The organism is Polynucleobacter sp. 15G-AUS-farblos, assembly GCF_018882445.1.
Classification (GTDB): domain Bacteria; phylum Pseudomonadota; class Gammaproteobacteria; order Burkholderiales; family Burkholderiaceae; genus Polynucleobacter.
The window spans coordinates 102,459-123,112 of the sequence record NZ_JACVOM010000001.1; the positions used below are offsets into that span (position 1 = coordinate 102,459).

At 45.2% G+C, this 20,654-nt stretch carries 21 protein-coding genes and 1 tRNA gene; 10 read left to right on the forward strand and 12 right to left on the reverse strand.

Features of this window, described 5'->3' with window-relative positions:
- Positions 1-811: 811 nt before the first annotated feature.
- The 4 genes from nadA (at position 812) to ICN41_RS00465 (ending at position 3,542) form a co-directional block, all read left to right on the forward strand.
- A complete protein-coding gene (gene nadA / locus ICN41_RS00450; protein WP_216290857.1) occupies positions 812-1,939 on the forward strand; it encodes a quinolinate synthase NadA in 1,128 nt (375 codons plus the stop codon).
- Positions 1,940-2,015: 76 nt separating this feature from the next.
- Positions 2,016-2,870 (forward strand): carboxylating nicotinate-nucleotide diphosphorylase, encoded by an 855-nt coding sequence (gene nadC / locus ICN41_RS00455; RefSeq protein ID WP_216290858.1) that lies wholly within the window; start codon positions 2,016-2,018, stop codon positions 2,868-2,870.
- A gap of 143 nt (positions 2,871-3,013) precedes the next feature.
- On the forward strand, positions 3,014-3,310 hold the full coding sequence (locus tag ICN41_RS00460) for a BrnT family toxin (protein ID WP_255537826.1): 297 nt from the start codon (positions 3,014-3,016) through the stop codon (positions 3,308-3,310).
- Positions 3,270-3,542, forward strand: a complete 273-nt coding sequence (locus ICN41_RS00465; protein ID WP_216290859.1) for a BrnA antitoxin family protein — start codon at positions 3,270-3,272, stop codon at positions 3,540-3,542. Before ICN41_RS00460 ends, ICN41_RS00465 begins: the two co-directional genes overlap by 41 nt.
- A 5-nt stretch (positions 3,543-3,547) precedes the next feature.
- On the opposite strand, the gene nadB is transcribed toward ICN41_RS00465, so the two are convergent.
- The 11 genes from nadB to acs form a co-directional block, all read right to left on the reverse strand.
- Entirely contained in the window at positions 3,548-5,209 is a 1,662-nt protein-coding gene (gene nadB, locus ICN41_RS00470; protein WP_216290860.1) for an L-aspartate oxidase, read from the reverse strand.
- Between the two features lie 36 nt (positions 5,210-5,245).
- Positions 5,246-5,482, reverse strand: coding sequence for a ParD-like family protein (locus ICN41_RS00475; protein WP_216290861.1), 237 nt, complete (start codon positions 5,480-5,482; stop codon positions 5,246-5,248).
- 1 nt (position 5,483) lies between these two features.
- Positions 5,484-5,825 (reverse strand): endoribonuclease MazF, encoded by a 342-nt coding sequence (mazF, locus tag ICN41_RS00480; protein WP_216290862.1) that lies wholly within the window; start codon positions 5,823-5,825, stop codon positions 5,484-5,486.
- Complete coding sequence (locus ICN41_RS00485) at positions 5,825-6,067, reverse strand: PbsX family transcriptional regulator (RefSeq protein ID WP_216290863.1); 243 nt, start codon at positions 6,065-6,067, stop codon at positions 5,825-5,827. Before ICN41_RS00485 ends, mazF begins: the two co-directional genes overlap by 1 nt.
- A gap of 108 nt (positions 6,068-6,175) precedes the next feature.
- Complete coding sequence (gene fdhF / locus ICN41_RS00490; RefSeq protein WP_216290864.1) at positions 6,176-9,070, reverse strand: formate dehydrogenase subunit alpha; 2,895 nt, start codon at positions 9,068-9,070, stop codon at positions 6,176-6,178.
- 22 nt (positions 9,071-9,092) lie between these two features.
- Positions 9,093-10,895, reverse strand: coding sequence for an NADH-ubiquinone oxidoreductase-F iron-sulfur binding region domain-containing protein (locus ICN41_RS00495; protein ID WP_216290865.1), 1,803 nt, complete (start codon positions 10,893-10,895; stop codon positions 9,093-9,095).
- A gap of 187 nt (positions 10,896-11,082) precedes the next feature.
- Positions 11,083-11,304, reverse strand: a complete 222-nt coding sequence (locus tag ICN41_RS00500; RefSeq protein WP_216290866.1) for a hypothetical protein — start codon at positions 11,302-11,304, stop codon at positions 11,083-11,085.
- Positions 11,305-11,324: 20 nt separating this feature from the next.
- Positions 11,325-11,627, reverse strand: coding sequence for a YciI family protein (locus tag ICN41_RS00505; protein ID WP_216290867.1), 303 nt, complete (start codon positions 11,625-11,627; stop codon positions 11,325-11,327).
- 21 nt (positions 11,628-11,648) lie between these two features.
- Positions 11,649-12,455, reverse strand: a complete 807-nt coding sequence (locus tag ICN41_RS00510) for a DUF4239 domain-containing protein (RefSeq protein WP_216290868.1) — start codon at positions 12,453-12,455, stop codon at positions 11,649-11,651.
- A gap of 113 nt (positions 12,456-12,568) precedes the next feature.
- Positions 12,569-12,659, reverse strand: a tRNA-Ser gene (locus tag ICN41_RS00515).
- Between the two features lie 60 nt (positions 12,660-12,719).
- A complete protein-coding gene (gene acs, locus ICN41_RS00520; protein ID WP_216290869.1) occupies positions 12,720-14,693 on the reverse strand; it encodes an acetate--CoA ligase in 1,974 nt (657 codons plus the stop codon).
- 164 nt (positions 14,694-14,857) lie between these two features.
- On the opposite strand from acs, the gene ICN41_RS00525 reads away from it, so the two are divergent.
- Genes ICN41_RS00525 through ICN41_RS00545 form a run of 5 tightly spaced genes read left to right on the forward strand, consistent with a single transcriptional unit; the run spans position 14,858 to position 19,028 of the window.
- Positions 14,858-16,381 carry a fumarate hydratase gene (locus ICN41_RS00525; protein ID WP_216290870.1) on the forward strand — a complete coding sequence of 508 codons (1,524 nt, stop codon included), beginning with the start codon at positions 14,858-14,860 and terminating at the stop codon, positions 16,379-16,381.
- Between the two features lie 19 nt (positions 16,382-16,400).
- Positions 16,401-17,207, forward strand: coding sequence for a glutamate racemase (murI, locus tag ICN41_RS00530; protein ID WP_216290871.1), 807 nt, complete (start codon positions 16,401-16,403; stop codon positions 17,205-17,207).
- On the forward strand, positions 17,204-17,914 hold the full coding sequence (locus ICN41_RS00535) for an energy transducer TonB (RefSeq protein ID WP_216290872.1): 711 nt from the start codon (positions 17,204-17,206) through the stop codon (positions 17,912-17,914). The genes murI and ICN41_RS00535 overlap by 4 nt, the downstream gene beginning before the upstream one ends.
- Positions 17,915-17,919: 5 nt before the next feature.
- Positions 17,920-18,612: a MotA/TolQ/ExbB proton channel family protein gene (locus tag ICN41_RS00540; RefSeq protein WP_216290873.1), complete on the forward strand. Its 693-nt coding sequence runs from the start codon at positions 17,920-17,922 to the stop codon at positions 18,610-18,612.
- Between the two features lie 2 nt (positions 18,613-18,614).
- A complete protein-coding gene (locus ICN41_RS00545; RefSeq protein ID WP_216290874.1) occupies positions 18,615-19,028 on the forward strand; it encodes a biopolymer transporter ExbD in 414 nt (137 codons plus the stop codon).
- On the opposite strand, the gene ICN41_RS00550 is transcribed toward ICN41_RS00545, so the two are convergent.
- Entirely contained in the window at positions 19,025-19,519 is a 495-nt protein-coding gene (locus ICN41_RS00550) for a hypothetical protein (RefSeq protein ID WP_216290875.1), read from the reverse strand. The genes ICN41_RS00545 and ICN41_RS00550 overlap by 4 nt on opposite strands.
- 142 nt (positions 19,520-19,661) lie before the next feature.
- Here ICN41_RS00550 and ICN41_RS00555 point away from each other — a divergent pair, with 142 nt between their 5' ends.
- Positions 19,662-20,654 (forward strand): tripartite tricarboxylate transporter substrate binding protein, encoded by a 993-nt coding sequence (locus ICN41_RS00555; protein WP_216290876.1) that lies wholly within the window; start codon positions 19,662-19,664, stop codon positions 20,652-20,654.

A 20,654-nucleotide genomic window follows, 5' to 3' on the forward strand; every position in this document is an offset into this window, starting at 1 on the left:
TCTCTTGAAAAATGTAACTTACGCTCACTCCTTTAACCGTGAAGATGTTAATGAATCTGCAGCCTCAATGTAGAAAAAGATCATCTTTCGAATCATATTTTTTCTTGGTAAGTGAACAAAAAAAGACTCGATAAAAATAGGTATAAGCGCAATAAATTGATACAGAAAAAATTAGATTTATTTCATTTATTTTTTGATAAAAATCTAGCTAAATTTTTGAAGATTTACGTGTCATTTATAGGCGTTTTATACGATCAATTTTTAACTTGTTTGGATGTAATTTTTCAGTCTCTTTTTTTGCAAAAAGCTATCATGTTCTAGCTTTATTATTTTGCATTTTTTAACTAGCGTTTTTTCTTACTTTTCAGAAATAAAAGATCTAGTTTTGATATAAAAAGAGAGTTTATTTTGGTGTCTAATTATGTCTATTTATAAGTCTTTATTTTGATGTTTAAATTCATCAAATTTGATCTCTTTTGCACTATTGATTTTTAGAAAAGGTAATCTTCACTCGACCTTATTTTTATGAAGTGCTTGAGTTAAAAATGAGTCCCTTTTTAAGAGGATTTCGCATTCACTTTTTCTCATTTTGAGTAGAAATTTACGATTACATTAATCCATTTTTTGGGAAATATTTTGTAAAAAAGTTGATTCTTTGGGTGTCTTTTTAACCCTTAACCTAAGTTATATTTACGCTCAGTAATTAAATTTCGAATCTGATCATTTGGTTCATTTTTGAGGGTGTTTGAGAGATTACCTGGGCTGAAACCAGACTTCAGGGCAAAACCCCTAAGACAGGTTAAGATTTCGTATGAACTCAACTGTTAGCACCCCGATTTCCTTTGATTACCCGCAGCAAAATGCTGCCGGCGCAACATGCACTGCCCAAGCCTGGGCTAAAACTCCACGCTACTTATCTACCCCTGACAAAGCGTCTGTGATTGCCCGGATTAAGCAGCTATTAGTAGAGAAAGATACGGCTTTGGTTGCCCACTACTATGTCGATGGCGATATTCAGGACTTAGCCCTTGAGACTGGTGGTTTTGTTGCTGATTCATTAGAGATGGCCCGTTTTGGCAAGAATCATCCTGCCAAGAATTTGATCGTAGCGGGTGTTCGCTTTATGGGTGAGACTGCCAAGATTCTGAGTCCTGAGAAGCGAATCTTTATGCCGGATCTGGAAGCTACTTGCTCTCTTGATCTGGGTTGCGATGCTGCTGAGTTTGCTGCTTTCCGTGCTTTGCATCCTGATCGTGAAGTGGTGGTCTATGCTAATACCAGCGCTGCCGTTAAAGCTCAAGCCGACTGGATGGTCACGAGTTCTTGCGCCCTAGCCATTGTTCACCAACTTAAAGTTGAGGGTAAAAAAATCCTTTGGGCACCTGATCGCCATTTAGGTCGATATATCCAAGAGCAGACTGGCGCCGATATGTTGCTCTGGAATGGCGCGTGCATTGTCCATGATGAATTTAAGGCGGTTGAGCTTGAAATGCTGAAAGCCTCTCATCCCAATGCCATGATTTTGGTTCACCCTGAATCACCGCAAGCGGTTGTAGATTTGGCAGATGTCGTAGGCTCTACCTCAGCCATGATCAAGGCTGTAGTTGAAGGTAGCGCCACTGAATATATTGTGGCTACTGATAAGGGCATCTTGCATCGTATGCGTCAATTAGCGCCCAACAAGATCCTAATTGAAGCACCTACCGCTGGAAACAGCGCAACCTGTAAGAGTTGCGCTCATTGCCCTTGGATGGCTATGAATGGTTTGCAAGGTATCTTAGATTGTCTTGAGAATGCCACTGGTGAGATTTTTGTTCCTGAGCCTACCCGCTCTGAAGCCCTAGTCTGTATTGAGCGCATGCTCGACTTCACCAAGAATCACCCCGATCTTTTAGCTAAAGCCCAGCATGGCTTTGTGAAGAACATCGGCGCAGCTTAATACCTTTTCTTTTATTTTTTCCTTTTATTCGTTGTTTCTCTTTTTATTTTTTTGACTTACTTATTGATCGATTTGCATGTTTGAATACAACGAAACCTTAGAGCAAGCCCGTCAACGCAATATTGCTGATGCCCTAATGGAAGATATAGGCACTGGTGACTGGACAGCGAAATTAGTCCCAAGCAAACCAGTGAAAGCCCAACTGATTGTTCGTCAAGAAGCCGTACTGTGTGGTGTTGATTGGTTTGAGGGTGCTCTTAAGAAACTAGATCCTTCTGCAAAAGTGACCTGGCATTACATTGAGGGCGACCTCATGAAACCCGATACCAAGGTGTGTGATATTGAAGCAGACTCTCGTGCATTGCTATCGGCTGAGCGCCCTTGCATTAACTTCTTACAAACACTTTCCTGGACAGCATCCATTGCTCGTGATCACGTCGATGCCATTGCAGGAGTCAGCCCTAACCCCAATGGTTGTGCCGTATTAGATACGCGCAAGACTATTCCGGGATTACGCCAAGCGCAAAAATACGCGGTTCGTGTTGGTGGCGGTCAAAATCAGCGCCTAGCCCTCTGGCATGGGATTTTGATTAAAGAAAATCATATCGCTGCTGCAGGCGGTGTTGCTGCCGCCATTAAAGCAGCCCAAGCCTTGAACTCTGGAGCAGATATTCAGGTAGAAGTAGAAAATATGGCTGAATTGGCTGAAGCGATTAATGCAGGTGCTAAAAGTATCTTGATTGATAACTTCACCACCGATCAAATGCGAGAGGCTGTTGCTTTTACTGCTGGTAGAGCCTTGCTAGAGGCCTCGGGCGGCATTGATTTAGACCAAATGCGCGCCATTGCCGCTACAGGTGTTGACCGCATCTCCTTAGGTAAGCTTACTAAGGATATTCATGCGGTGGATTTCTCAATGCGCGTCCTGTAAGACTCCTCTCCGTTAGCATCTAGCTGACACACTCTTCAAGCCCTGCTGATATTCAGCGGGGTTTTTCATTTCTAGACTGAAGCCCATACATTTATTGGCTTAAGACCCTATTTTCTCAATTTATGTATTGACATTAATTATTTTTGTATATACATTTATTGGGTGGACGAGTGATTGAGTTTGATGATGTGAAGCGTGAAATCACCTTGTTTGTGCGAGGTCTAGATATGGCTAGAGCAAATGAAGTATTTGCAGCGCCTCACATGGATCAAATTGACTCCAGAAAAAATTATGGTGAAGTAAGAATCTCAACGTTTGGGTATCTAGATGATCAGCCAGTATTTCTAGCATGGACATATAGAGGTAGTAGAAGAAGAATCATTAGCATGAGGAGAGCAAATGAACGTGAAATCAAAAAATATCAAGGAAGAATGGGTTGACCCTGATGATGTGCCGGAAGTCGATGAGGAGTGGTTTAGGAATGCCCATGTCTATATAGGCGATACCCTGATTAAAAGAGGTGTGGGTCGTCCACCGATTAAGAACGCAAAAGAAATGCTAAGCCTTAGGATAGATTCTGATGTTCTCGAAAAATTACGCGCCAGTGGTAAGGGTTGGCAAACCCGCCTAAGCAAACACATAAAAGAGGCAGTCTTAAAAGGCACTCTTTAAATGAATTATGTTTCTTTGGTGTTTTCTGCGCCCTCAGCTTGGGGCGTCAGAATAGTCGGATAGGAAACAGCCCATGTACCTGGGTAATCACGACTGTAATGCAAGCCCCGGCTCTCGCGGCGCATCAGAGCAGATCTTACGATGAGCTCTGCGCACTCCAATAAATTACGCAATTCAATTAAATCGCGTGTCACTTTAAAGTTGGCGTAGTACTCTTGCACTTCGTATCTTAATAATTTAATACGATGTAAGGCGCGCTCTAAACGTCGATTCGTCCTGACAATACCAACGTAATTCCACATGAGTGAGCGCAACTCATCCCAGTTGTGTGCAATAACTACCTGCTCATCCGCATCTTCTACTTGGCTTTCATCCCAAAGGGGTAAGTTCGGTAGGCTTGGGGTTTTGAGCCCTGAAATATCTTGAGCAGCAGCCTTGCCAATCACCACACATTCCAAGAGAGAGTTGCTTGCTAATCGATTGGCACCGTGAAGACCTGTGTAAGTTGCCTCACCTACCGCATATAAGCCTGGCAAATCAGTGCGTCCTTTGAGGTCAGTCACCACACCACCACAGGTATAGTGCGCAGCAGGAACTACCGGAATAGCTTCTTTTGTAATATCCAGACCCAGAGTTAAGCAGCGGGCATAAATCATCGGGAAATGTTCTTTGATGAACGCTTCGCCTAAATGGGTTGCATCGAGATGCACGTAATCAAGACCATGCTTTTTCATTTCAAAATCGATAGCCCTTGCCACAATGTCACGTGGGGCTAGTTCATTGCGATCATCATGCTCAGCCATAAAGCGTGTGCCATCTGGCAATTTGAGTAAACCACCCTCACCGCGCATCGCTTCAGTGATTAAGAAGGTTCGGTCGCTAGGGTGATACAAGCAAGTCGGATGAAACTGAATGAATTCCATATTGCCAACACGGCAACCTGCACGCCAAGCCATCGCTATACCATCACCTGTAGCCGTATCGGGGTTGCTGGTGTAACGATAAACCTTACCAACACCACCTGTTGCTAAGACAACAGATTTGGCAGCGATCGTCTCAACGCGATTATTTTTAATGTCGAGTGCGTACACCCCATAACAACGATTTGGTTTTGTTCTCTGGGTCTTGGCATCTAAATGCCGATTGGTAATGAGATCTAGAGCAATCCAATGCTCTAAGAGTTGAATATTTTTGTGTACTCGCGCTTTATCTAAGAGCACTTCATGAATTGCCTTACCAGTAGCATCAGCAGCGTGAGCAATACGGCGATGACTATGACCGCCTTCGCGAGTGAGGTGCAATCCCATCGGACCAGATTCATCAGCAGTAAATGGAACACCCTGGTCTACCAACCAACGAATGGCATCTGCACTCTCTTCTGCTATATAACGAGCGGTGGATTCAACCACTAGCCCTGCTCCAGCATCCAAGGTATCAGCCACATGAGAATCAATGCTGTCGTGCTCTTTATCAACTACCCCTACAATACCGCCTTGGGCCCACGCAGTTGCTGCTTCACCTAAACCCCTTTTAGCCATCACGATGACAGGCTGAGTCTCAGCCATATGCAATGCCACGGTTAAGCCGGCAAGACCAGCCCCAATGATGAGCACTGGTAGATCGGCTTTTGCGTCTGGTGAGCTTGGTGTGGGTTTTGAACTGGCCATAGAGGGTTCATTCTAAAGGGCAATTGAGATCTAGGTTTAAGTCTGAATTGATGAACTACGAGGTATAAAAGGCATTACTTCCTGAGTCCTAGATTCAGCGAGCGAAAGCAAACACTCTGCTACAAATGCAGAGGGTAAATCAGGATTTTCTATGCACGCACGTCCTAGGCGGGCCCAGAATTCAATTTGCTCATCAGCACGAAATCCATTATGTAGGGCAGCAGACTTTGCTCCTTCATATAATTCCTGGCTCAATAGGACATATGCGGACATTTTACGAAATAGAAAGCAAAGATTTTGCTTTAGCTCTCACCTCAACAAGTACATCTAAGCTTACTTTGTCTTTAAATTTTGCTTTTCTAATTTTCCAATCTAGCGATTTCACCTGATCAGATAAAACCACTGATTGGGTGCCATCAATCTCAACTAGCACCTCAAACGGGTAACCCTTGATTTGAGAAGTTAACGGACAGCAAATCATTAGACTAGTTTTTTTGTTATAGGAGGCGGGAGTCAAAACAACTGCAGGGCGACGACCGGCTTGCTCTCTACCAACCTGAGGATCAAACTCCAACCATACAATATGACCTGCATCTGGTACGTAAGATACAGCCATTAAAGAAGTTCTTTGCCGACAGGATTTCCAAAGTCAGCTTCACCATGAAGATTCTTGGCTGTAATGCCATTCAATAAATCATTCAGTTGATATTCTTGCTTAACCATCGGCTCAATCACAATTCGACCTTTTTGGACTTTCACAGAAACCAATTGATCGATATTTAGGTGTGCAGACTTCATAACGGCTGCATTTAAGCGCAAAGCGGGGCTATTACCCCACTTCTTGATGATAGTTTGCATATAAGCTCCGTGTCTAATGTAGACACATTGTATCTACATTATTAATCTCCAGCAAGCTATAAAAAACCCCACCTCAAGGGTGGGGTTTTGTTTGGCATAAAAGTCAAACTAAGTCGCAGAGACGATCTTTTGACGCTTAGGATCATTGGTTCCATAACCAATTACTGGGGCTGCCTGACCACCTTTGGTGAGCTTGACAGCACAGTACTTAAATTCTGGAATCTTGCCAAATGGGTCCAAGGCAGGATTGGTAATGAGGTTTGCTGCTGCCTCATAATAAGCAAACGGAATAAAGATCACACCTCTTGGAGTGCCATCGTCTCGACGAACGTGGATGCCAACTTCACCGCGACGAGATTGAACCGTAACGACATCACCAGCCACAATGCCCAATTGGGTCATATCTTCACCATGCATCGATACTGTTGCCATTGGCTCAATCGCATCCAAGATCGTTGCTCTTCTGGTCATACTGCCTGTATGCCAATGCTCTAACTGACGACCGGTAATCAATACAAATGGATATTCTGCATCTGGCCTTTCATTGGCCGGAATAATATCGGCTGGCACCAACTTCACCCTGCCATCAATAGTGGCAAAGTGATCATCAAATACGATTGGACGGCCAGGATCTTCCTCTGATAAACATGGATAAGTAACGCTAGATTCTCTTTCTAGACGCTCCCAGGTAATGCCCTTGATAGCAGCATGCATCGCAAGGCGCATTTCATCATAGACCTCTGCCACACCAGCATCAGGACCTTGGTAATTCCAATCCAAGCCCATGTGCTTAGCAATTTGTTGAATGATCCACAAATCAGGCTTTGCATCTCCTGGAGGATCAATGGCTTTTTTACCCATCTGCACCATGCGATCGGTATTGCTTGCTGTACCCACCTTTTCAGGCCATGCGCTCGCTGGTAAGACCACATCAGCCAAGAGTGCAGTTTCAGTCATGAAGATATCTTGTACGACTAAGTGCTCCAAAGAGGCCAGCGCATGACGAGCGTGATTTAAATCGGGATCGCTCATGGCTGGGTTTTCACCCTCGATATACATGCCGCGAATCTTGTCCGGATCACTATCAGGGGCTGTGATCTTGTGCATGATCTCTACCACGGTATACCCGGGCTTTTTATCAAGCTTGGTATCCCAGAAGTTCTCGAACCAGGCGTGTGCAGCATCATGATCTACGCGTTGATAATTTGGGAACATCATCGGTATCAAACCAGCATCACTAGCGCCTTGCACATTATTCTGACCGCGCAATGGATGAAGACCAGAGCCTGGCTTACCAATTTGGCCAGTAATACTGACCAAAGCAATCAAGCAACGCGCATTATCAGTGCCATGAACGTGCTGACTAACACCCATACCCCACAAAATCATGGCTGATTTAGTAGTAGCAAATTCTCTAGCAACCTCACGTAATGTTTCTGATGGAATACCGCAGATTGGTGCCATTGCTTCAGGGCTGTAACCTTTAATATTCTCTTTGAGCGCTTCAAAATTATTTGCGCGCTCCTGAATGAAGTTCTGATCAGCTAGACCTTCTTCAATGATCGTATAGATCATGGCATTGAGCATAGCAACGTCAGTATCTGGCTTGAACTGCATTGTGCGCCAAGCATGCTTACTAATATCAGTTAAACGTGGGTCACAAAGCACAATCTTAGCGCCCCGTTTAGCAGCATTCTTAAACCAAGTGGCCGCTACTGGATGATTAGCGGTTGGGTTTGAACCAATCAACATGATCAAACTCGAGTTCTCCACGTCGTTCACTTGATTACTGACGGCGCCAGAACCTACGCCCTCTAAAAGCGCCGCTACAGAAGAGGCATGGCAAAGACGGGTGCAATGGTCAACGTTGTTATTACCAAAACCGGTACGAACCAATTTCTGGAATAAATAAGCTTCTTCGTTACTTCCCTTGGCAGAACCAAAACCAGCCAATACTTTTAAGCCATGTTGTTCTTTTAAAGCTTTTAATTTTCCGCCAGCCAATTCGAGGGCCTCTTCCCAAGTTGCCTCGCGGAATATATTCGACCAATCTTGGGGATTCTGAATTGCAGTTTCATCCTTGGGTACACCTGGCTTACGAATGAGTGGCTTAGTTAAACGCTGTGGGCTATGAATGTAATCCATACCAAAGCGACCCTTCACGCAAAGTCGATTATGGTTGGCTGGACCATCACGGCCCTCAACGCTCACAATTTTTTCATCTTTGACGTTGTAGGTAATCTGACAACCTACTCCGCAGAATGGACAAACAGAATCGACCTTACGATCCACTGTTTGGGAGCCAATAAGTCCTTTAGGCATTAAGGCACCAGTTGGGCAGGCTTGCACACACTCACCGCAAGCAACGCAGGTACTTTCACCCATTGGATCATTTAAATCAAATACGATTTCACTATGAGCACCGCGCATCGCATAACCAATCACATCATTGACCTGCTCTTCGCGACAGGCGCGGACACAGCGATTGCACTGAATACAAGCGTCAAGATTTACTGCCATCGCAGGATGAGAGATATCTGCGCTGACTTTGTCGCGACGTAAGGCTTTGAGTTCTGGGCGTACAGTCACATCCATACGTGCTGCCCAAGTACTTAACTCACCATGCTGGTTTTTTTGCTCTTGCTCTTTGCTATCGCCAACCCATTTAAAGCCTTCATCTGGCATATCCGAAAGAAGCATCTCGAGAACCAGCTTCTGACTCTTTAAGGCGCGCTCACTATTGGCTTTTACTTCCATACCAGGAGTAGCGCTGCGGCAACAGCTAGGAGCTAAGGTACGCTCGCCATTAATTTCCACTACGCAAGCGCGGCAGTTACCGTCTGGACGATAGCCATCTTTAAAACATAAATGAGGAATATCAATTCCATGGCGTTTTGCTGCCTTGAGAATAGTCTCACCCTCATAGGAGATGATGGTTTGTCCGTCAAGCTTGAACTCAACGGTTTGTAGCTCGAGTTCTTTAGGATTTGTAGGTGCGTTCATGTTCTTTTAGCTTTCCCTGTAGTTAAGCTACTTCTTGTGGGAAATATTTAGCAATACAGCGAATGGGATTAGGTGCTGCTTGACCAAGACCACAGATAGATGCATCGACCATCACTGTTGCCAAATCTTCAAGCGTTTCCTGATCCCAGGTTTTTGACTGCATTAATTTGGCAGCTTTGCCAGTACCTACTCGACATGGAGTGCATTGACCACAGCTCTCATGCTCAAAAAAGTGCATGACGTTCAATGCCATATCACGTGCTTTATCTTGATTGCTAAACACCATGACTGCAGCAGAACCAATGAAGCAACCATAAGGCTGCAAAGTATCAAAGTCCAAAGGAATGTCATTCATAGTCGCTGGTAAGATACCGCCGGATGCGCCACCCGGTAAATAACCATAGAAAGTATGGCCATCCTGTATACCACCGCAATACTCATCTATTAATTCTTGAATCGTGATGCCCGCCGGCGCTAACTTCACACCAGGATTTTTCACGCGCCCACTCACGCTAAAGCTACGCAAGCCTTTGCGATCATGACGACCAAAAGAGCTGAACCATTCTGGCCCACGCTGAACAATGTCACGCACCCAGTACAAGGTCTCAAAGTTATGCTCAAGTGTTGGCCTGCCAAACAGACCAACTTGTGCGATGTAAGGTGGGCGCATACGCGGTTCACCGCGTTTACCTTCAATACTTTCAATCATGGCAGATTCTTCACCACAAATATAAGCACCTGCACCGCGACGCAATTCAATCGTTGGTAATATAAATGGTGGATTGGCTTTTAATTTAGCTAATTCAATTTCTAATAATTCGCGGCAGCCGTGATATTCATCACGCAAATAGATGTAGCAGGCATCAATACCGACAACATTTGCAGCAATCAGCAAACCCTCTAGAAAGCGATGAGGATCACGCTCTAAATAAGTACGGTCTTTAAATGTGCCTGGCTCGCCTTCGTCAATATTGACAGCCATTAATTTAGGAGCCACTTGGTCTTTAACAATTCGCCATTTTCGTCCTGCCGGAAAACCTGCTCCGCCAAGACCACGCAAACCAGAACTCTCCATTGCCTTAATGATGCTCTCAGCATCTTTTTTACCTTCAACAATTTCTTTAGCTAAGGCATAGCCACCCTGTTTGCAATACGACTCGTAGCCAACATACCCTGGAGACACTGCTTGATTTTGACCTTGCGGGGAAACACCCTGCTCTGCTAATGCACCAGGTTCAAAATTGGCATCATCACTAGCCAAGGGCTGAGTTGTTAAATTATTGTTGATGGCCGCAGCCACTTTATCTACCGTTGCAAAGAGCACTGGATATTGATGCACTACTGCCACAGGGGCTTGCTCACAACGACCAACACAGGGTGCAGCAATCACTTTAATCTTGTCATTACCCAAGATCGCTGGAAGTTTTTCCAAGAGATTTTGCGCACCCGATAATTCGCAGGCGATGCCATCACATACTCGAACAGTAATATCAGCAACTGGATCATTACCACGCACTACTTCAAAGTGATGGTAGAAAGTGGCAACTTCATAAACCTCTGCCATAGGCAGATTCATTTCTTTAGCAAGTGCAACTAAATGACGATCATGCAAAGCACGATATTCATCATTGAGCTTGTGCAAGTTTTCAATTAATAGATCTCTGCGATTTACTGCGCTCCCGACAAGACGGCGAACCTCAGCCAATGAAGTGTCATCTGGTTGACGTCCCTTCAACTTACTTTTACGACGAATGGTCTCCCTCAAATCATCTGCAGTTACAACTGCAATGGCTTGGACTTCTCCTGAAGGCTTAGGGTGATTCATAACTTGTAGTCTCTAATTTTCTGCCCCAAGGCTTACGCCCTGAGTTTTATAGTGAATTACCTTCTAAGCCAGCAATCAACAGTGACTGCTTAACTTAGAAAAGTGCATTTATTCAATGATTTTGGGTTATTTCGAGACCCGTGTCCTTGACGCCGCTCAAGGGATTTTAACTAGGGTTTACCCTTAATCAAAGAAGCGAAGGCCTTGGTCTATCGCCAGGAGGAAGCGCGTAATCCATCTTGCGCTCATACAGACGGGCTCTATAGCAGTCGTTATAGCCTGGGCTGCCGATTTGCCAGCCAATGGAGGTGCAGTCATCCTGAGCAGCCGACTCCATGGAGCCGCAGGCAGATAGAAGCAAAAGGCTGAAAGCAGAGATCAGCAGAACACGTAATTTTGTTGAATTCATACCTCAAGTCTACTGGATTATTAGGCTGGGGGAAAACCCATCTTTTGTGCCCACATATTGTTAAACGCATGAATCACTGGCTTTTCATAAACGCCTGCTTTTGTATAAGGCTCATCTTTTAACCAAGCCTCAACATCTGCCCTACTAGCAAAATCAATTGCCAACAGACTTCCAATTGGAGTCTGACCATCGTCCGACATCAAAGGCCCAGCAAAAGCCATGCGATCAGAGAGCTTGGCCAAATAGGCTCGATGCTCAGGTCTAACCTGAATGCGAAGATCACCAGTTCCAGGACGATCCATTAATAAAATTGCGAATATCATTTTTTCTCCACTTGTTTTAGTTTATTTTTGAATTGTCTTGAGATCATCTAGTATTAAGCTTAAAGGAATTGGCTCAAGTCTTTCTGCCCATTTATATGGATTGCTATACATCGTCACGATACTAAATAAAATCCAGATGCTTAAACAAAATAAAATCAGGGAAATAACACCTGTTTTTTGATTGCCCCTTTGAACTGCCGCAACACTCACAGCAGCAATGAACGCCAAAAGAATTGCCATGATCCATTTGGCATAGACACTTCCCAAATATCCCAATGAGAGCCTTTGCTCTCGGGCATTTCTGAGATCATCATGAGCCTTAATTAAGGAAGCACTGGTAAAGGCATCAATACATTGATCCTGTTTTTCTGATCCATTCGCACAGGCAATACTTCCCTTCCAAATGGTGACCGATAACTGGTTTAATGCCTCTTTCGCTTTTGGGCTAGAAGATTTATTGAATGATTTTTCCCACTCTTCATCTAGAACAGCCTCCAGATAAGCCTGTAAATTAGCGCTGTAACTTTTTTGCTTTTCTGGACTCTTCATCGGCACAAAAGCCAATCTTGAAATGGCTGATGCCTCGTTAATGAGCGCCGTTCTTGCCTGCGTATAGTTTTGCCATGCATCTGCTGACATAAAGCCCATTAAGAAAGCAAACATAATGGCTGGCAGACATAAAAAAGGTGGTACTAGAGGGTGTTCAATTAAATTATCAAATAACTTGGTTTTAAAGACCAATAGATAGGAGGCGACGCCGATACATAGGGACCAAAAAAAGGTTGCAATAATGGGTGCCAGTAAGCTGTTAAATTCTTGGTAAGGCATCTTGATTCCTAACTATGAACTCAATCTGAAAATAGTATTTCGTATCCGTTAAGTATCCATGATGCCGAGTACTTGCGCCAATAAAAAACCACCCGAAGGTGGTTTTGTACTACTGGCGGAAGGGGCGGGATTCGAACCCGCGGTAGGCTATTAACCTACGCACGCTTTCCAGGCGTGTGACTTAAACCGCTCATCCACCCTTCCGGAAACCCATGATTATACGATTGCCGAAAGGGCTTTGCCCCAAATCCCAGTAAAGACGGCTTACAGTGACTCTTTGAGCTGCTCTAGGATGTGTGGGTTTTCCAAGGTGGAGGTATCTTGAGTAACCTCTTCGCCTTTAGCAATCACGCGAAGTAAGCGACGCATGATCTTGCCGGAACGGGTCTTGGGCAAGTTATCACCAAAGCGCACATCTTTTGGCTTAGCGATTGGGCCAATTTCTTTACCAACCCAGTTACGCAACTCAGTAGCTAGCTTTTTAGCGTCATCACCGGTTGGGCGACCGCCTTTGAGTACCACGAATACGCAAATTGCCTCGCCAGTTAATTCATCTGGACGACCTACTACTGCTGCTTCCGCAACTAAGGGGTTAGCCACTAAGCAAGATTCGATTTCCATCGTACCCATACGGTGACCAGAAACGTTTAACACGTCATCGATACGACCAGTAATGGTGAAGTAACCAGTTTCTTTATTCCGAATCGCGCCATCGCCTGCGAGATATAAAGTGCCGCCTAATTCTTCTGGGAAATAAGACTTCACGAAACGATCAGGATCATTCCAAATAGTGCGAATCATTGAAGGCCATGGACGCTTCACTACTAAAATACCGCCGTTGCCGTTTGGAACGTCGACACCTGCCTCATCCACAATCGCCGCCTGAATACCCGGCAATGGCAATGTGCATGATCCTGGGATCATTGGTGTTGCGCCCGGTAGTGGGGTGATCATGTGACCACCTGTTTCAGTTTGCCAGAAGGTATCAGCGATTGGGCAACGTGAACCACCCACATTTTCGTAGTACCACATCCATGCTTCAGGATTAATTGGCTCGCCTACAGAACCCAAGAGGCGCAGTGAAGACAAGTCATAGCTCTTTGGATGCACTGCTGGATCATTACTAGATGCTTTAATCAATGAACGAATCGCTGTTGGTGCTGTGTAGAAAATACTGGCTTTGTGTTTTTGGATCATGTCCCAGAAACGACCGGCATTTGGATAGGTTGGAACACCTTCAAACACAATCTCAGTGGCGCCTACTGCGAGCGGGCCATAAGTGATGTATGAGTGGCCTGTTACCCAGCCGATATCGGCAGTACACCAGAACACATCGTTTGGCTTAATATCAAACGTCCACTTCATTGTGAGAATGGCCCACAATAAATAACCACCAGTGGAATGCTGAACACCCTTAGGCTTACCAGTAGATCCAGATGTATAAAGAATAAAGAGTGGATGCTCAGCACTGACCCACTCTGGCTCGCAGGTAGTAGATTCATTTGCGACGATTTCTTGCATCCACACATCGCGGCCTGCAGTCATCGTGACTTCAGAGCCGGTACGCTTGTTGACGATGACATGCTTCACCTTAGGGCACTCGCCAGTTGATAAGGCTTCGTCACAAATCGACTTCAATGGCAATGCTTTACCACCACGGAACTGTCCATCAGCAGTAATCACCGCTACGGCACCCACGTCCATAATGCGATCACGCAAAGCTTGGGCAGAAAAGCCACCGAATACCACAGAGTGAATTGCACCAATACGAGCACAAGCTTGCATCGCAACAATACCTTCAATAGTCATTGCCATATAAATGATGACGCTATCGCCGGACTTAACACCCATCTTGCGTAGCGCATTTGCCATTTTGCAAACACGCTCTAGCAAGTCTTGATAAGTTACTTTTGTAACTGTGCCGTCATCCGCCTCGAAAATCAGGGCGGTCTTATCACCCAAACCATTTTCAACCTGGCGATCTAAGCAGTTGTATGAAGCGTTAGTAGTGCCATCCTCAAACCATTTGTAGAAAGGCGCTTTGGACTCATCCAAAACCTTAGTAAATGGCTTCTTCCAATAGATATTCTCTTTAGCAAGACGACCCCAAAAAGCCTCATAATCCTTGTTAGCCTCATCACAAAGCTTGTTATAGGCGTCCATTCCCGGAATAGCAGCATTTTTTACAAAGTCTGCCGGTGGGTTAAAAACGCGAGTTTCTTGCTTTAATGGTTCCATGCTTCACTGCCCTCTATCTAATAATCAATAATCTTTTTTGCAAAAATATCGCAAAATGACGGAATTACACCATCAAGACCTTAGAAGATAAGTGAAAATACCCGGGATTTGCTCTATGGCAAACCCTTAAAATAAGGCAAACCTTACAAATTAACCATAAAACTATGACAAATATCAAACAAAACGACCTTATTCAAAGCGTTGCGGACGCCTTTCAGTTCATCTCCTACTACCACCCAAAGGACTTTATTACTGCCATGGGTAAGGCTTATGAGCTAGAACAGGGTCATGGGGCTAAAGATGCTATTGCCCAAATCCTGACCAATAGCCGAATGTGCGCCGAAGGTCACCGTCCAATGTGTCAAGACACCGGTATTGCGGTGGTTTTCCTGAAGATCGGCATGAATGTGCAATGGCCTGATGCCACAATGAGCGTGACGGATATGGTCAACGAAGGTGTTCGCCGTGCCTACCTAAATCCAGACAATATGTTGCGCGCTTCTGTTTTAAGTGATCCCGCTGGGAAACGCAAAAATACTGGCGACAACACCCCTGCCGTGATTCATTATGAAATCGTTCCAGGCGACGATGTTGAGGTCATCTGCGCTGCTAAAGGTGGTGGCTCAGAGAACAAAGCCAAGATGGTGATGCTCAACCCTTCTGATTCGATCGTCGATTGGGTATTAAAAACAGTTCCCACGATGGGCGCTGGCTGGTGTCCTCCTGGCATCTTAGGCATTGGCATCGGCGGCACTCCAGAAAAAGCGATGTTGATGGCAAAAGAGTCCTTAATGGGACCGGTTGATATTCAAGAACTCATTGCACGCGGCGCCAAGACTCGCGCTGAAGAGCTCCGCTTGGAAATCTATGACAAAGTAAACAAGCTTGGTATTGGCGCCCAAGGATTGGGTGGTCTTGCAACAGTATTAGATATCAAGATCATGGAATATCCAACCCATGCAGCTTCATTGCCCGTGGCAATGATTCCGAACTGTGCCGCTACACGTCACATTCACTTTCACCTTCATGGCGATGGCCCGGCTAAATTAGAAGCGCCTTCTTTATCAGACTGGCCGGATGTCACATGGACTCCAGACGTTCAAAAATCGAAGCGCGTCAATCTCGATACCCTTACGCCAGAGGAAGTCGCTAGCTGGAAGCCGGGTGAAACGCTTTTACTTAATGGAAAAATTCTGACTGGCCGTGATGCAGCTCATAAACGTATTCAGGATATGTTGGCCAAAGGCGAAGAGTTACCAGTCAGCTTTAAAAATCGTGTCATCTATTACGTTGGTCCAGTTGATCCAGTTCGTGATGAAGTCGTTGGCCCTGCAGGCCCAACTACCTCAACCCGGATGGATAAATTTACTGAGATGATGTTAGCAAAGACTGGATTAATTTCCATGATCGGCAAAGCGGAGCGTGGTCCAGAAGCAATCGAAGCCATCAAGAAACATAAATCAGCCTACCTCATGGCTGTTGGTGGCGCTGCATATTTGGTATCGAAAGCGATCCAGACTTCCAAGGTAGTAGGTTTTGCCGATCTCGGCATGGAAGCCATTTACGAATTTGATGTTAAAGATATGCCAGTTACTGTGGCCGTCAACTCTGAGGGTATCTCAATGCACGAGGAAGGTCCTCGTGACTGGAAGACAAAAATTGCTGGCATCCCAGTCAAGATTATCTAATTAGCTCACTAAGCAAGCATTGGCACTCATCGGCGTATTTGATTCTGGCGTAGGAGGCTTATCCATTTTGGATGAGGCTCTTCGTCAGTTGCCGCAACACAGCTATATCTATTTAGCCGACTCTGCAAATGCGCCTTATGGTGAACGCTCCAGCGATTGGATTGCCGCCAGAAGCTTGGCTTTATGTCGCCATCTTTTCGATCAGGGATGCGATGCGATTGTGGTCGCATGTAATACCGCTACCGCGGAAGCGATTGCCCAGATTCGTAAAGAGCTAGCTATTCCGGTAGTTGGCGTTGAGCCCGGAATCAAGCCGGCAGCGATGCAATCTCAAAATGGAATTGTGGGCGTCTTGGCAACCGAAGCCACCCTGAAGAGCGATAAGTTCAACGCCCTATTAGCAACCCTTCCAAGCAACTGTCAATTTATTAAACAAGCTGGTGCGGGTTTAGTTCCACTCATTGAGGCCGGCGATGCGAACAGCGAAGAAACATTGGAATTGCTTGCCCAGCACCTTGAGGCGATTCAAGATGCCGGAGCTGACACACTAGTGCTTGGATGCACTCACTACCCTTTTCTACGTAAGTCGATTCGTAAATTACTGGGCGAATCCATCGCCTTAATTGATACGAGCGAAGCGGTGGTTAGGCAACTCAAGAGGCAGCTAGAGGCAAGCTCGATGACGCAAGCAAATTCACAAGGTCATCAACTTATTTTTATCAGCAGTAAAGATGAACGCAGTTTATTGACTATGGCCAATGACTTGATGCTCAGTGATATGACTTCACATCGCATTCAAGCCAAGTTATTAGGCGCTATCGCATGAGCAGCCTTCTAAATAAATTGGATGCCCGTATTCCGTTTAACAAAACAGAACGGATCATTATTGTCATTGTGTTACTACTGCATGCTTTACCTGCCTTAGAGTTTTTGCATTGGTCATCAAAGCCGAATAAGCCAGATGAAGATGAGCGAGTGATGGCCAACCTAGTCAGCCCAGAGGCAGCAAATAAAAGCCAACAGCCTCCCGCTGCTACTCCGCCACCGCCTAAACCGAAGCCAGAGCAGAAAAAGAAAGCAGTTGAAGAAAAACCTGCTGAAAAGCCTATTCCCGCTCAAACACAACAAGCTACACAGAATCCACAGACAAGTCCACAGAACAGCCCGCAGACCAAGAGTGAATCTACCCTACCGAATGCCAGCGTAGCACCCGCAACCACAGGAGGGGCAAGCGGCACACCAATTCAGACTGACATTGGTAAACTAGTCGTGGCCTACCAGCCAGATGCTGATGCTTACTATCCCTCTTTCTCCAAGCGCTCAGGCGAACAAGGTGAAGTGGTTGTCCGCTTAATTATTGACGAGTCAGGTTCTGTTGAGGATGTTGCATTACTTCGATCGAGTTCATACCCGAGACTAGATCGGGCGGCATCAGAAATTGGTAAACGCTATCGCTTTAAACCGTTTTTGGTAAATGGATCACCAGCCCGAATTTCTACTAACCTTTTAATCAAATTTAATTTAAAGAATTAATTATTATGAATACACCATTTGGTATAGCTAATCTCTGGCTTGAAGGCGACGCTATTACACGCTTTATTGCGATTGCCTTGCTGATTTGCTCGATTGTTACCTGGGTTATTTTGTTAACCCGTTTTTGGGATCTACGTAATCTACGAAAATTATCACCTGAACTTGATAAATTTTGGCACGCCACTTCATTCGAACAGGGGCTCAAAGAATTAAGCGATCACGCTAATAATCCTTACTATCAAATTGCTAAGGCCTCAACGGAAGCTTCGCAGCATCACCAAAGCCAATCAGCCAATCACCGCGAACTATTACAAACCCTGAACTACTCTGAGTGGATGGCTAGAAGTATTAAAAACAGTATTGATGGGGTTGCCGCAAAACTTCAAAAAGGACTTACCTTCCTAGGGTCAACTGGCGCTACCTCACCATTTATCGGCCTATTTGGAACGGTATGGGGCATTTATCACGCTCTGATCTCCATTAGCAGCTCAGGCAGTGCGCAAATTGATCAAGTAGCGGGTCCTATTGGTGAAGCCCTCATCATGACCGCACTGGGCTTGGCAGTAGCCATCCCAGCGGTATTGGGCTTTAATGCAATCAATCGCGCCAACAAATTATTTGTTGCTGATCTCAATCGTTTTGGAAATGACTTGTTAGCCTACTTCGTTACCGGCGCACGTGTTCAGTCTGGAGAATAAGCATGTCTTTTAATCTGCAGAACGATCAGAACGAAGACAGCATCATGTCTGAAATCAACATGACGCCGATGGTGGATGTCATGTTGGTGCTCTTAATCATTTTCATCATTACATTGCCCGTCATACAACAGGCAGTCAAAGTCGAGCTTCCAAAGGCAAATAGCGTTCGCAATGAAGTCAAGCCAGAGTCGGTGCAATTATCGATTGATGCGAATGGTCAGATTTTTTGGAACAGCACACCGATTGATTTAAAAACCTTTGATGGCTATGCAGAAAAGGCAGCTCAAAAAGAACCTCAACCTGAAATCAATTTACGCGCAGATAAATCCGTGAAATACGAATACGTTGCGCAAGTATTGGCGGCCTCTAGACGCGCTGGCTTAACCAAGCTGGGCTTTGTCACTGAGCCCAATTAGTTTGCGGAGATCATGGGCGGTGCTACGCACTGCTCTTCATAGGACCTAGTGCCATCACCTAGGTTTTTACCCAATATGCCACCTTGTATCGTGTCGACCTTACGGAGTTTTCCGGTCTCACGATCAATCATCACCATCGACATTACGCTGCCTGCAGAATAAGCAATGCCCTCGAGCATCTCAGGCTCAAACTTGGTATCCACTAGATAAGATGCCTTTTGCTTTGAAATCAGTACATTTTTTACGGACTGCTCACCATCTGCTCCAGTTCGATCTAGATCACGACTATCTAAAAAGACTTTCCCTTTTGGAGCTCCCGGACCGGCAGTCACTATCTTGAGCTCATAGGTCTCAGAAAAATCTCGCTCAAACCGAGTGCAAGTCAGGATTAAAGTCTCTGCAAATAACTCAGATGCAATACAGCATTGGAGCAGTAACAGTAGCCATCTAATTTGAGGGCCTCGACTTCGGGGATGTTGGGAGTTTTTCATACATCATCAATGATAAGGAATTTTAGATGGATTCATTATCCCAATGGGGCTCGGAGGTCAAAAATGGCGCTCTATGCTGATTCAAAGAATTACAGATAAACTGCAGCGATAACATCAATTAAAACGGGTAATGAGACAAAAAATGAAACAATCTTCTAGCAAATTACTACGCTCACTTTTTCTAATGGCTTTAATGGGTCTGAGCCCACTTAGCCAGGCACAAGATGCGGCGGCAACTTATCCCAATAAGACAGTCAAAATTATTAGTCCATTTGCTCCAGGGGGTGCCACAGATATTTTGGCGCGGCTCTTGGCTCAAAAATTAGGCGAGGCCTGGAAACAAACCATCATTGTTGAAAACAAGGCCGGTGGTGGTGGTGTGATTGCGGCCGGTGAGGTTGCCCGGGCTGAGAAAGACGGCTACACCCTTCTTCTGGGTTCTGTAGGGCCCGTTGAAGTACTCCCTAGCATCATGAAAAAAGTAAGTTACGACCCAGAGAAAGATTTTGCTGGGGTGGATATCTTGGTCAACGTCGAAAATGTTTTGGTTGTAAATAACCAAGTGCCCATCAAAAATATCCCTGAATTAATTGCTTATGCCAAGGCTAATCCCGGCAAGCTTCATTCAGGCTCCTCTGGCATCGCTACAACGGGTCACCTCTCCCTGGAAGTCTTTAATCAACAAACTGGGGTCGATATAGTGCATGTTCCCTATCGTGGAGGTGCGCCAGTGACAACGGCATTACTTGCGGGCGATATTGAAATGAGTTTTTCTACAGTTCCTGCGGCTATTCAATACATCAAATCTGGAAAGCTCAGAGCGATTGCGGTAACCGGAGATAAATCTCTTGAAGCATTACCTGGAATCAAGCCAATTAAAGACCAAGGCGTACCTGGCTTTAAAGTCAGCTCTTGGTACGGCATCTTGGCGCCTAGTGGAACACCTCCGGCCATCATTAATAAGATCAATTTGGAGCTTGGCAAAATTATCGCTATGCCTGATGTGAAAGCCAAACTCCTTGAACAAGGATGGACTACTGTTCACACCACCCCAGCACAAATGAACAAGCAAATACAGACGGAGATTCAAGACTGGAAAGTCGTGATCAATAAAGCCGGCATCACCCTAGACTAA